We start from the raw sequence: 14,217 nt of genomic DNA, 5'->3' as shown, positions 1-14,217 counted from the left end.
ATTTTATGAAAAGTTTTTTTAAAAGTGTGCTGGCGAATATCGTAGCAATATTGGTTATTTGTGTGGTAGGATTTATATTTTTAATCGCCTTTATTGGGATAAGTATGGCGAGTAAAGACGCAGGAATCTCTGTGAAAGACAATTCTATACTGGCATTAAATCTAAAAACCCATATTATCGACAGCCCCAATGAAGAAGTAGATTCTTTCTTAGGCTTTAATGATGATAAGGAAACCCTCCTCCTCTTTGATGTTCTTCAAGCAATTGAAAAAGCCAAAACCGATGAACAGATTAAGGGAATATCCATTGAAACTGATGAAATCTCTGCTGGAATTACTCAGCTTGATGATATACGAGCGGCATTAGAGGACTTTAAAAAATCTGGAAAATTCGTGCTCACCTATGCCAATACAGCAAGCCAAGCTACCTATTATCTTGGCTCTGTTGCCAATGAATATTACCTCCACCCAGCAGGAGGGATAGATTTAAAAGGTCTATCTACCGAGATTGCTTTCTTTAAAGATTTTGCAGAGAAGTACGGGATAGGCTTGGATATCATCCGCCACGGTAAGTACAAATCCGCAGTAGAACCTTACCTGAGAAATGATTTATCACCAGAAAATAAAGAGCAGCTCTCGGCTATGCTTAACGATATATGGGGGCAAATGGCACCAAAGATGAGTGCTTCCCGAAAGATAGCCCTGGCAGATTTCCAAACGATAACCGATAGCCTCTACAGCTACATACCCGATAATAATATAAAGTATAGACTGGCAGATAAACTCATACAAAGAGCGGAGTACGATGATATCCTCCGCGCTAAACTCAAGATAGGAGAGAAAGATAAAATCAATAAAGTCCCTTTTTCAGGCTATATTAATTCTTTAAAGAAAACAAAAGATGATAACAGAATAGGCATCCTTTACGCTTCGGGAGCTATCTACAACGGCGAGGGCTATGATGGTATCTACTCCACCACTTTCATCAAAGACATCAAGAAACTTGCAGATGATAAAAAGATAAAAGCCGTAGTACTCCGCATCAATTCTCCCGGGGGAAGTGCCAATGCCTCGGATGAAATCCTCTTTGAACTCAGCGAGCTCAAAAAGAAAAAGCCACTTATTGTTTCTTTTGGCGACTATGCAGCTTCGGGAGGGTACTACATCGCTATGGCAGGCGACAAGATATATTCTGAGCCGAACACCCTCACGGGCTCTATCGGGGTTTTCGGGGTTTTAATGAATGCAAAAGAACTTGCCAACAGAAACGGCATCCACTCCGAGGTGGTCTCTACCCATACCAATAGCCATTTATACTCGCCCCTCAGTGGCTTCTCTAAGGACGGGCAGAGCATCATTACCAAAAGTGTAGAGCAGACCTATAAGAGATTTGTACACTTCGTAACCGAGAACAGAAAGATGAGCTTCGAGCAAGTAGATGAAGTAGGCGGCGGAAGGGTTTGGTCTGGCACGAGAGCAAAGGAAATCGGCCTCGTAGATGAGCTCGGTACACTTAATGATGCCTTAGCATTCGCAGCGAAGAAAGCCAACATCAAGACCTATCAAGTTGTTTCCTATCCAAAGGAGGTCTCTCCATTTGAAAAGATTTTTGGCAAGATGAATGAGGAAGAAATCTCCACAAGAATCCTAAAATCCAAGCTCGGGAAAGAGAATTACAAAATCTATGAGCAGATAGCTCACCCCAAAATAAAAGGGCAAATCCTAATGGAAACCCCTTACGAAATCAGTATAAAATAACACCTTATAATAACAAGAAAAAAGTGCCTCTTTGTGAGGCGCTTTTTGTTTCCTCTAATTCTTTCAAAAGATTTTTTTTCCTAGTATTTTAGAAAAGTCTTACTCTTGATTTTATTTCTTCATCAATAAGGATAAAAAAAGCCGTAGCAAAGCAGCCACGACTTCAAAATGAATATTATTAAATTTTCTAAACTATTTCAGCAGCGCTCAAGCAGTTTTTTATTCTTTTCATTGATTCTCTTAGCTCTTCTTCGGAAGCTGCATAGGAGAACCTGATACACTCTGGACTACCGAAAGACACTCCCCCTACTGAGGCTACATAAGCATTCTCAAGAAGGAACATTGCAAAGTCATCAGAGTCGTTTATAAGCGTACCATTCACTTTTTTACCTATATAATAAGATATATCTGGGAAGAAATAGAAAGCAGACTTGGGAAGAGCCACCTGAAAACCTCTGATATCTTTCATCAGCTCAAAAACCAAATCTCTCCTCTTTTTAAATTCTTCTATCATATAGTGATATTCCTTTGGGTCTGCCTCCAGAGCAGTGATAGATGCTCGCTGAGCTACGGTATTTGCACCACTAGTAATCTGCCCTTGGATTTTATCGCACGCCTTAGCCAGCCACTCGGGAGCAGCAGAGTAGCCGATACGCCAGCCCGTCATTGCATAACCTTTGGAGACACCATTAATAATCGCCGTTTGGTCATAAAGCTCTGGACAAACTTCCACTATGGATTTATGCTTTGATTCATAATTGATGTACTCATAAATCTCATCAGAAATAATGGTAATATGCGGATGCTTGGCAAGCACTTCCCCGATTGCTCTAAGCTCTTCCTCTGTATAATAACTCCCTGATGGGTTGCACGGTGAGCTATAAAGTATTGCTTTTGTCTTTGGAGTAATGGCTTCTTCTAATTGCTTTGGGGTGATTTTAAAGTCGGTCTCGTGGCTTGTCTTTATGAATACAGACTTACCGCCTGCGAGCTTTACCATTTCTTCGTAGCTCACCCAATAAGGCACAGGGAGTATGACTTCATCTCCCTCATTGACTACGGCTAAAAGTACATTGATAATAGATTGTTTTGCACCATTTGATACACAGATTTGAGTAGGTTTATAATCGAGGTTGTTATCTCTTTTTAGTTTGGTTACCACCGCTTGCCTTAGCTCTAAAAAGCCTGGAACAGGCGAATAGTGGCTGTAATTTTCATCTATTGCAGTATGAGCGGCTTGCTTTATATTGGCAGGGACATCAAAGTCGGGCTCGCCAAGTGTAAGGCTTATAATATCTTTCCCAGCAGCTTTTAGCTCCCTTGCTTTATTGCTCATCACGAAAGTTTGAGAGTAGCTCATTCTGTTTAATCTGTCTGATAATCTGTTCATTTTATTTTATTATTGATTGAGGTAACAAATATATAAATTAAAAGCAATACCAATGGCTATTTATTGAGCTTTTGGCTCTTAATCCAAAAGGCGGTAGATTGATAGGCAGAGACACATTTCTCAGCTTGGGTTTTATCAATATTTGGGAGGAGAATCTCATCATAAAAAATTGGATGCTCCTTAGACGGCTGCTCGCTTTGTAACTTGAGTTCATACTGCTTGGTCTTATTAATAGGCGAAATAATCGTGAGGCGGTCTTGCTCTATATAGCCCAAATCCTGATAAGTCGCGATATATGCTCTTGGTTTATAGGTTTCCTTCAAGACATCTTCACCTAAAAATTTAGAGGTATATTTAAAGTTGAGCAATCCAAATACGGTAGGCATCACATCTATCTGAGAGGCCAAACTGCTGATTTCTTTCGGCTGCTGAGCAATCTCTTCCGAATAAATGAGGCACGGAATCCTGTATTTATCCAGAGGGAGTTCGGTTTTACCCGCACTGGATGCACAGTGGTCTGCCACGATAACGAAAATAGTATCCTTAAACCAATCTTCCTTTTTAGCAAGCTCGAAGAAGACTTTCAGTGAATAGTCTGTATACTTCACGCCGCCGCTTCTGGATTTTGAATCACCAGGAATATCAATCTTCCCATTCGGATAGGTAAAAGGTCTGTGATTGCTAACCGTCATCCAATGGTTAAAGAAAGGTTTCCCCTGTTTTGCCTGCTGGGTCATTTCCTTTACTGCCTTCCGAGCCATATCTTCATCACAGACGCCCCATATATTGGCAAAAGTGATTTCTTCGGGCTTGAAATTACTCCTATCTATAATATCATAACCATTTCCAGAGAAGAAGTCTTTCATATTATCAAAATAGCTGAAACCTCCATAGAGGTATTTCACCTGATAGCCTTTGGATTTGAATACAGAACCCGTTGTAAATTTATTCTTATTGTCTTTTCGCTTTACGATACTCTCACCAGGCGTAGGTGGAATACAGAGGGTAAGCGCCTCTAATCCCCTCACGGTACGGTTGCCTGTAGCGTACAGATTGGTAAAGAAAAGGCTCTTCTGAGCAAGGCTATCGAGGAAAGGAGTGATGTTCTCCTGATTACCATAATATGCCATAAACTCTGCCGAGAGGCTTTCTATGGAGATAAGGACTACATTTTTACGGGTTTCCTCAGCATTAGGACTAATCTCTCGCTCTAATGCAGGGGCAGAGAGCTGTTTCAGAAAGAGATTTTCAGCTTGTTTCTGCTCCATCTGCGGATAGAACTGGAAATAATCCAGCTCACTGTGAGTAAAAGCATAATAAAATTTATAAACTCCATTTGCCTGTACTTCCTGCGAGAATATATTTGAGGCTTTTACCTTTTCAAACTGAGGAGAAAGCCCCAGACTCACCAAGCAAAGGAATAAAAAGCTGACTAAAAGAATAAACTTCTGCTTTAAATTCGGTAAGGAGAGGAGGGTAACTTTAGTTCTCTTAAAAATGAAAATCGTAACCAAAAGGGTAACGATAAAAATCACTGAAAACAGTGGAAGCACTGGGTAGCTCTCCATTATATTCCCGATAACTTCATTGGTATAAATAAGATAATCTACCGCAATAAAATTATATCTGATACCGAACTCATTCCAAAAGAAATATTCGCTAACGGCATTAAAGATAATGGACAGAGAATAGATAAACAGCGTAATAAAATAAAGAACATTCCTCACCTGTACCCTGTATTTTGGGAGGAAAAGCATCACTCCAAAGCAGAAAGTTTTCAGCCCAAAGAAAATTAAGGCTATATCTTGCACAGAACCCCCATACTGGCTGAAAATATTATTCGGAACAAAGGCCGTATAAAGCACAAGAAGAAGCATTGATGAAAAAATAAGCACTCCATAAGGCTTATCGTATTTCGCATTTGATAAAAAAAGGAAATAAAGCGCCAGAAAACTACTCGCCAGAATGATAATAAACACATCTGAAAGCCCACCGATAAACAATACTTTCAGTGTTTCTATAAAGGAAAAAGATGCCGTAGTAATCGGGTGAAAGATAAAAACAATCCTAAGGATAAAAGAAACTAAAATATAGAGCCCACCTATATAGAAAAATGGTTTTAGTTTTTGTAACAAATGCTTCATTCTAATGGTTTAATTTTTCTGTGTTGCAAACATAATGAAAATATACTAAGCGCCTCTTTTTAATAATTTTTCTTACATTCGCGTAAAAATTTCGATCAAATGAATTACGATGTTATTGTCATCGGGAGTGGTCCTGGTGGATATGTTACAGCGATTAGAGCATCTCAGTTAGGCTTTAAAACTGCTATTATTGAAAAAGAAAATCTTGGGGGTATCTGCTTAAACTGGGGATGTATACCGACCAAAGCGCTATTAAAATCTGCTCATGTATTCAAGTATCTTCAAAATGCAGAAGATTATGGTCTTAATAAAGTAGAGAATCCTGGGTTTGATTTCTCCAAAGTAGTTCAGAGAAGTAGAGGCGTGGCTTCTAAAATGAGTGGAGGGATTCAATTCCTGATGAAAAAGAACAAAATTGATGTAATAATGGGAACAGCAACCGTGAAAGCGGGTAAAAAAGTTTCCGTAACAGCTGCCGATGGTAAAACTACCGAGTATAGCGCTGGGCATATTATCATCGCTACTGGAGCAAGGTCAAGAGAGCTTCCAAACCTGCCTCAGGATGGTAAAAAAGTTATCGGATACAGACAGGCACTCACCCTTGCTGAACAGCCAAAATCTATGATTGTCGTAGGTTCTGGGGCTATCGGGGTAGAATTTGCCGACTTCTATAATACAATGGGCACAAAGGTTACCATCGTAGAATTTATGCCAAACATTCTCCCTGTGGAAGACGAGGAAGTATCTAAACATGTAGAGAAATCCCTCAAGAAATCCGGTATTGAGATTATGACCAAAGCATCCGTAGAGTCCGTAGATACCTCAGGAACTGGTGTAAAGGCAAAAGTAAAAACCGAAAAAGGAGAAATCACCTTAGAAGCAGATGTACTGCTCTCTGCCGTAGGTATTACTGCTAATGTAGAGGGAATAGGTCTGGAAGAAGTAGGCATTAAAACCGAAAAAGGAAGAATCCTCGTGAATGAATGGTATGAAACCTCAGTACCTGGATACTACGCCATAGGAGATGTACTCCCAACTCAAGCATTGGCCCATGTGGCTTCCGCTGAAGGGATTACCTGCGTAGAGAAAATAAAAGGACTAAGCGTAGAGCCTATCAACTACGGAAATATCCCTGGCTGTACCTACTGCCACCCAGAAGTAGCTTCTGTAGGGCTTACAGAAAAGCAGGCAAAAGAAAAAGGATATGAGATTAAAGTAGGTAAATTCCCATTCTCCGCTTCTGGAAAAGCCACTGCTAATGGTGATGTAGATGGATTTATTAAAGTAATATTTGATGCCAAATATGGCGAATGGCTCGGATGCCATATGGTGGGCGACGGCGTAACCGATATGATTGCCGAAGCCGTAGTAGCAAGGAAGCTCGAAACTACAGGGCACGAAATCCTGAAAGCAATACACCCACACCCAACCATCTCCGAAGCCGTAATGGAAGCAGTAGCCGCTGCCTACGGAGAAGTAATACATATCTAATTATTACAAACCTTAACAGCATATAATAAAAAAGGATTTGGAAATCTTTCCAAATCCTTTTTTAGCTCATAGCAGCTGGCGTATAGCTAATGGCCCACTGTGTGGGGCACACTTACCCACTCGCGTGGAGAGCACTTACCCACTGCGTGGGGAGCACTTACCACAAACGCACATCGCCTACTGCTTACTGCCTAAAGCCTACTGCTAAAAGCCAGTAGCCATCTGCTCAATTAAGAGTAATGCTGGTATTTTTAGTTGTAGCTTTCAACCTTTTTCCATTGAGTTCTACCCACTTTATTTTACGGGGGATTTGGGAGTAGTCAATTTCTATATCAGAAGTTTTGGAAGTACTTATAATAAGGGTTTTCCCTGAGATATGTGCCTTTACTTTTGCAGAGTTTACAGGCTTTTCAAAAATCTGATAATAATAACCTTCATTTAGCTTTCCATTGAGGGTAAGTGTTTTATCCCCCCTCTGAATGCTAAGGCTGGTAGGCTCTCCTGCCTGCTTGGTAGCGAAATAATACATCTGGGAAAAAGGCGAGCTCATCTCGTGATTTTCCATTTTCAGGATAATATCCCCAATTTGTACGCCCATTTTAGGAGCTTCAGACCTTTCGTTTTTAAATCCATAGACTTTTAGTCCCTTACCTTTATAGGTATTATCATACAATAAGCCCAAATCTGCTTTATTATTAAAAACCCTGAGTGAGTAAGGTTTATGCCAGTCCTGAGGCTGCTCTTGAGTATTGATTTTCTTGATTTTTATCCAGCCAATGCCTGTATTTTCGGTATTAGATTCCCAAGAGAGGGCAGTTTGAGGGCTTTGGGTTGTACTTCTAATAAAATTAATGATTTTCTCCTCGTACTGGGGTAGGTAGCTCGGGTCGTGAGCTCCTTCAGGAGTGATAAACTCAATATTTGGATTAAAAGTTTTGAGATAATCGGCAATGGGCTGCATCTGCGAGAGCGGATAGAGAAAATCCTTCGTAGTATTGAAAATAAGCATCGGTTTGGCATTCATATTTTCAGGGAAAAGAGGCTGAGCACTGAGCTTTTCTGCAATTTTAAAACTCCCATTGAGGGAAATAAACCCTGCAAATGAATCTGGAAAAAGCACGGAGAAGAGCTGTACGCCAGAGCCTCCATCTGAAAAGCCAGAGAGGAAGATTTTATCTTTATCAATCTTTATTTTCTTCTGAGCTTCGGCTATCTCACCGAGAACCATAGCGCTACCCACTTCATCAAACCAGCCCGCACCCTTATTCCCATAAGGGAAAAGAATAGCAAACTCTGCTTCATCTGCCATTTTGAGAAAAGGCGATTTCCGAGCGTAGTCCAGCGCATTTTTAAGCTGAGGAGAAGAAACTGCCCCGTGTAGAAAAACAAGAAGCGGAAGCTTTGCCTTATCCGAATTTTGTGGCGTATAGAGCACAAATGGTCGCTGTTTCCCATCTGCACACTGGTAAGAGTATTCATTTAATTCACCCTTTTGAGCAAAGCTAATCTTCGCTAAGAATAAAGCCAAAAGGCAGATTATTTTCTTCATAAAATCAGGATTAATGGGGACAAAAGTAGTCAATGTACAGGTTTTTTCCTAAATTGCCCGCTTTCAAAAAAGGTTGATGAACTTAGAACTTTACAGGCAACAGGCACTACAAAAGAAAAAAGAACATAAAAAGTTCCTCGATGGGCTAAAGAAGAAGCCTCCCAAGAATTTAGATTATATAGCTCAGGAGGCTCACGAAGAGGTTTTTGAGGAAATTGATTGCTTGGAATGTGCCAACTGCTGCAAAACGACTGGCCCTCTCTACACCGAAAAAGATATTGAGCGAATTTCTAAACATCTGCGGATGAAAGCATCGGATTTTGAGAAGAAATACCTGCGAACGGACGAGGATAATGATAAAGTTCTACAAACCTTGCCCTGCGTATTCCTCAGTGCGGATAATAAATGCTTAATTTATGAGGTGAGACCCAAAGCCTGTCGCGAATATCCGCATACGGACAGGAAAAAAGTCTATCAGATTAATCACTTGACTACGAAAAACGCCATTATATGCCCTGCGGTGTACAAATGGATAGAGAAAATGAGAGAAAAAATATAACCCCTCCCCTGTTATGATCTATATTTTACTATCGCTAATGCTTATTCTGCCTACCCTACTGGGGATAGGTGGTCTTGCCAGCCAAAAAATAAAGCTATGGGATGGGATAAGTTCAGATTTAGTAATGGGAATCGTGAGTATAAGTATCGTTTGGACGGCTCTGGCATTCTTCATCCCGATAAATACAGCGGTAGAAATCCCTACGCTCCTACTGGGGATATCGCTATTCATCTATCAAAGAAAATACAGGGCATTGGGTAGCTTTCTAAGAGAGCACTACCGCATTTTTGTGCCCGTTCTCTTTATTATATTGTTCTTCGGAGCGTTTTATCCATTTATTCTGGATCATTTTGGGTATTATGTACCCAGTATAAAGTGGATTCGTGAAGTGGGAATGCCAAGGGGAATTTCCAATCTCGACTTATTGCTGGGGCAGATGTCCGTCTGGCATATTTTCCAAGCGGGGTTTTCTAACCTATCGGATACTTTCCTTAGAATGAATTCACTTATGCTGGCAGGCTACCTCATTTATATATTGGAGAGGAGGGTTTTCGTCCATCTGCTGTTTTTCCCTATTTTGTTTCTGTTTGTTCAGTCGCCAAGTGCAGACTTGCCCGTCATCATCCTCTCTATGCTAGTGCTCAATGAGACTATGCGAAGCAATACCAATGCTAAAGGGCTCTTTCTACTCTCGGTATTCATATTTATAATAAAGCCAACGGCCATTTGGGTGCCTGTCTTCGTATTTCTGTATAATCTTTTCTGCTTAAAGCAAAAGCCCCTCAGCTGGATGCCCGCAGGCATTGCTCTTGGGCTGCTGTTCTGCTTCAAAAATATATGGCTCTTCGGCTATCCCATATTTCCTGTAGCGGTGATTGACCTTAATTTGCCTTGGAAACCCAACCCCGAGCTGCTCAAAAACTCGGCAATGATTGCCATAATGAAAACCTACAACCTGCAATATACCTACGCCGAGATACATTCTTTTAGCAAATGGGATTACATAAAAAACTGGCTGCTGTTAGAGGGGATTAAAGGGAAAATCCATATCCTGTTTATCATCAGTTTGATGATTTTGTGCTTCCATACCTTTATCTCAAGGAAGAAAGTATTGTACCTCCTCTGTGGGGCAGTACTGCTAAAATCCGCAATGGTACTGGCATTCTCCGCTCAATACCGATTCTTTCTGGAAGTCTTTTTCGTAATGATTTTTATACTCACATACCAGAAAGCAGGGAAGAAAACCGCGATTTTAGGCTTTACAGTGATGACCTTAGCAATAGCCTTCGTACTGAGCACTCCCCAATGGCTACAGAAACAGCTTCCGAGCTTTTATCTGGGGTATTTTATGGGCGGATTTAATGAAAACCAATGGCTAAAACCCTCTGCATACCAGCTCAACCAATACAAAAGCCATAAAGTGGGGAATCTGGAATTTTATCTATCGGCGGAGGATTATCCCTTTATGTTTGACACCCCCCTCCCAACCATTTCCAATGGCTTTTTGAAAGACTATCTAAGGCTCGGTATCTTCCCTCAATGGGATTCCGAAAGGAAAAAAAACGGCTTCCACTGGAAAAAACTCAACAAAAAGGAAATACAAGAACTCAAAAAAGCTATAAGCCTCAAGCAGTAAGCACCCACTGGCGTGGGGAGCACTTAGCCGTAGCACGGCAGGCACCCACTGTGTGGGGCACACTTATCACAAACTATCCGCACACCGCCTACTGCCTAAAGCCTACTGCTTACTGCACGAAGCTAACCGCGCACCGCCAATAGCTAAAAGCCAATAGCTATTTGCCATCTGCTAAAAAGAAGTACGGCACCCCGAGTGGGGTGCCGTACAAATAAATACTAACAACTATAAAAACGCATTATGCACACAAGTGATAAAGTGCAAGGTTTCTATTTCTTTTTATCATTTGGAAGATTTATCTCCCTTGATTCTTATTTCGTTATTATTATTATAAATCATATTACAATAGACTCTCTATTACGAGAGTGATAGACACTCTATCACGGTAAGGATAGACACTCTATCACGAGAGTGATAGACACCCTATCACGGTAAGGATAGACACCCTATTGAGAGGGGCACTATCTTACAATGAGTTAGGATAGGACTATTATAGTGTCCAAAATATCTGTGCGAGGCTCTTTGAGGAAGACATTCTTACCACTGCTAAACTGCGTTGTGATGCTCAGCTCGTAGTTGCCTGCGGGGAGCGAGGCGGGGATAAGCACCAAAAGACGAGCGGGCTCATTAATCACAAGGTCGGTGAGCTTAGTCTTGGCTTTGGTGTCTATATTCGTGAGATAGACACCATTATCTGTGTGAGTGCCTGCAACCTTGAGGTAAGTCCCTTTAATCTCGGCATTCTTGCCTTTGGTGAGGGTGCCATCCGTTTTGCCAGTGCTGAGGTCGGTAATACCGAAGATTGCCATTGGGCTAGATTGCTCGCCAAGGAATTCTACTTTGGTTTGAGAGATTGCCTTCCTTAGCTCGGCACCTTGATTAACATTTACATAGACGCTGTGCTTGTCCTTATCCCAGACTTTGTCTTTAAAGACACCTTTTATCGCTGGGCGCATTATCACGAGACCTGTATTCACTACATAGCCTTGGAGCACAAGCTCTGTGCTCTTGCGATTAAAGCGGGAAACAATGTCTATTGCCGTCTCCTCTTTTATCTCCATACCTTCTTTTTTGAGCTCTGCTACAATCTCTGCGATGCTTACGCTCCCTACGTTTGCGGGTACGCCTACAAAATCTGATGGGTCGCTGGTAAGAGGGTTATCTCTTAGCCACGCTTTTAAAGTATTTTTCATTGTAATAATGTTTATTGGTTTATATATAATTCTTTATGTTTTCTTTTATAAAAAAGGGGGATTACTCCCCCTTGGGGTGTATTTATTAGTCTTTTATACAGCGGATAGGCACAGCACTGTATCGATATAAGTTGCTATCAGAAGACAAGGTATATGAACTATGATTACCTGGATATATTAGTGGATCTAAAGCCTGTGGAATTTTGAGCAATGGATTATACTCATATGAATAAGCTGTGAAAGCATTAAATCTATCATTAGAAAATGGTGTAGTTGTATGAAAATATGGAGAATCCCCCATTCTTAGAGAATAAACCTTATCCCCCTCCCCCTTCCAATATCCTCCTCCAAGGCGTCCAATCTCTGTTGTAAAACCACCTCTGTAGCCCTCCGAACGTGCTCCAAGAGCATTCCCAGAAACCTTTAATCCCCAAGCTTGAATTTCTGTTAGTGTAGGGGTATGCCATCCACTTGGGCAGTTATCTGTAAAACCACTAACAAGAGCAGTATAACTAGTCATATTTTCAGGTCGCTTCCAAGCATTAGTAACAGTACCTGAAGGAAACTGACTAATGTTAGTATATTTAAAGTAATTTCCCTTAGTAGGCTCTACCACCCCTACAAGACTACTTGGCCAGTCCACCAGTTCGTGGCCATCGGCATCCCTACCCCACTGGAATACGGAGCCTAGCATTCGGTAATCTATACTCTCATTAACTGGGTTACGCTTCGCATAGGTCTGGTCATTACCAAAGTCTGCTATACGGTTTGCATCGGCATAGTATGCCCCAAGGTTCTTGTCTAGCCATATCTGCCCGTCATACGTCATTACTTTGCTATACACAAAGCGGTGCTCATACCTGCCGGCTACTCCTGCTGTCTCGTGGTTATACTGCTTATCCTTAACACCTCCCGTAGCATAAACTTTTAAGTTAAATGGCGTCATCGCGCTTGTTAGCTGTACCGGAATGGTAGCTATCAGCTGGTCGGCACTCCCTGCCTCTAATAGTGGTGCGTTGTAGGTACCGTCTATTACTTCCAATGTTCCTCCAATTACATTATAAAGACCTGTACTGGGCGATTGGTGTAGCTTACCAGCTGGTATCGTTAGCTTCAAGGTCTTCTGGTTAGGTGCTGTACCTATACTTACTGTCTTAGTAAATTCTCCAAAAGACTTACCATCTCCGTTCTTGTACGGTATCTTAACCGGTATCTTGTAGATACTGCCGTCTATCTTCCCTTGGTAAGATGATGCAATCGGAGGCGTTCCCTGCACTGAGCTGTCCTCCTTCCAAGAAAATACAAATATGCTATGGTCTTGGAACAAGGCCGTACCCTGGCTTACGGTATAGGTCTGCTCTACATTGTATATCCCTATACGGAAAGTAGCCTTTATATCCCCTACCTGTGGCATACCTTTCAGGTTATACGAAATAATCTGGGAGGTGCCTGGTGCTACCGTTACCGAACTGTTTTGGGCGCCATCCAAAGCTACTGTGCCTGTAGGTGCAGGAACGCCCCCTGGCAGAGTGCCAGGAATGTTCGTAATCGTCATTGCAGAAGAAAGGTTTTGAGTATAAGGCGTAGCTCCAGTATTATTAATAAGAAGCTTCACCTTATGCGTACCGGAACCTGCGGCTACGGCTGTTCCTGCCTGAAAGACACCATCCCAGCCCGCTCCCATTATCTGAAGCGTAACTCCTGGTGGCAAAGAAGGCGCAACCGAAGAGATACAGTCCCAACCCGAATTAGAAAATATCTCTACGCATTTCCTGTCTAAATTGTAAATCATCGTTCCTTCTTCCACATCTGCAGGATTAAAAGCATCTCGCTGCACTGATGTTACTCTTGGGAATAAAACCCCTTGCACAGAACTAGATGATACACTTGTATTCCGCGAAATATCCAGAGTAGCCTTTGGCGTCTCTGTATTGATTCCGACTCTGCCGTCGTACTCTGTCTGTGCGCTGGCTAATACTCCTATTAGCACAAACGCTAAAATCATTTTAAATCTCATATATCTATTATTTATGTTACTTCCTTGGGAATAATTATTGAGCGTAGAAACTGCAATTGGGTCGCCAGCCTTTGGCTGGCGACAATGCACCTCCCCTATCTTCACTCTTGTCTGATTTTGCTCTAAAAGAAGATTGACTAGCGCTTTGTCGCTCGCTTCGCTCGCGACTTTGCCTCCTGCATAAGCGAAAAAGTGAGAAGCAGGCAAACGCAAAAGCGCCGATAGGCGCGCGGGCAAAGCCCGCGCGCCTATCGGCGCTCTATATAGTCTTTTAAATAAGACTATATTTTGAAGGAAGGAAGGAAGGATAACAAATTATTGCACATACGCAAGTTTGCGTATATGATATTTGTCATATTTTGGGTATTCCTTTTCATCCTTTTTTCATCTAATTGCGAGGCAAATATAAGAGTATTTTTTTATTACGCAATAGGCAGTAGGCTTTAAGCAGTAGGCAGTGCGTGGCAATTGGCGGTTGGTT

General features: G+C 41.6%; 9 protein-coding genes. 4 read left to right on the top strand and 5 right to left on the bottom strand.

The genetic code is table 11. The annotated features are described in order from the left end of the window. The first annotated feature begins 5 nt into the window (after positions 1–5). A complete protein-coding gene (gene sppA, locus D8991_RS02250) occupies positions 6–1,757 on the top strand; it encodes a signal peptide peptidase SppA (protein WP_120488569.1) in 1,752 nt (583 codons plus the stop codon). Between the two features lie 187 nt (positions 1,758–1,944). On the opposite strand, the gene D8991_RS02245 is transcribed toward sppA, so the two are convergent. Further along, positions 1,945–3,147, bottom strand: coding sequence for a pyridoxal phosphate-dependent aminotransferase (locus D8991_RS02245; RefSeq protein WP_120488568.1), 1,203 nt, complete (start codon positions 3,145–3,147; stop codon positions 1,945–1,947). 56 nt (positions 3,148–3,203) lie between these two features. Continuing rightward, positions 3,204–5,291, bottom strand: coding sequence for an LTA synthase family protein (locus tag D8991_RS02240; protein WP_120488567.1), 2,088 nt, complete (start codon positions 5,289–5,291; stop codon positions 3,204–3,206). 99 nt (positions 5,292–5,390) lie between these two features. On the opposite strand from D8991_RS02240, the gene lpdA reads away from it, so the two are divergent. Further along, complete coding sequence (gene lpdA, locus D8991_RS02235; protein ID WP_120488566.1) at positions 5,391–6,782, top strand: dihydrolipoyl dehydrogenase; 1,392 nt, start codon at positions 5,391–5,393, stop codon at positions 6,780–6,782. 226 nt (positions 6,783–7,008) lie between these two features. Here lpdA and D8991_RS02230 read toward each other — a convergent pair whose 3' ends face one another. Further along, complete coding sequence (locus tag D8991_RS02230) at positions 7,009–8,331, bottom strand: PHB depolymerase family esterase (RefSeq protein WP_120488565.1); 1,323 nt, start codon at positions 8,329–8,331, stop codon at positions 7,009–7,011. 76 nt (positions 8,332–8,407) lie between these two features. Between D8991_RS02230 and D8991_RS02225 the strand changes: the two genes are divergently transcribed. Next, positions 8,408–8,890 (top strand): YkgJ family cysteine cluster protein, encoded by a 483-nt coding sequence (locus D8991_RS02225; protein ID WP_120488564.1) that lies wholly within the window; start codon positions 8,408–8,410, stop codon positions 8,888–8,890. 13 nt (positions 8,891–8,903) lie between these two features. After that, positions 8,904–10,526 carry an LIC_10190 family membrane protein gene (locus D8991_RS02220; protein WP_120488563.1) on the top strand — a complete coding sequence of 541 codons (1,623 nt, stop codon included), beginning with the start codon at positions 8,904–8,906 and terminating at the stop codon, positions 10,524–10,526. A 476-nt stretch (positions 10,527–11,002) separates the two neighbouring features. On the opposite strand, the gene D8991_RS02215 is transcribed toward D8991_RS02220, so the two are convergent. Together D8991_RS02215 and D8991_RS02210 are read right to left on the bottom strand one after the other, a co-directional pair. Beyond that, complete coding sequence (locus tag D8991_RS02215; protein ID WP_120488562.1) at positions 11,003–11,719, bottom strand: DNA-binding domain-containing protein; 717 nt, start codon at positions 11,717–11,719, stop codon at positions 11,003–11,005. Between the two features lie 85 nt (positions 11,720–11,804). Continuing rightward, positions 11,805–13,841, bottom strand: coding sequence for a fibrobacter succinogenes major paralogous domain-containing protein (locus tag D8991_RS02210; protein WP_162926728.1), 2,037 nt, complete (start codon positions 13,839–13,841; stop codon positions 11,805–11,807). Positions 13,842–14,217 lie beyond the last annotated feature (376 nt).

The organism is Bergeyella cardium (assembly GCF_003614945.1).
In the GTDB taxonomy this organism is placed as follows: Bacteria; Bacteroidota; Bacteroidia; order Flavobacteriales; family Weeksellaceae; genus Bergeyella_A; species Bergeyella_A cardium.
Note: the sequence above shows the minus strand (reverse complement) of the source record. Positions and strands in the feature narration are given on the sequence as shown.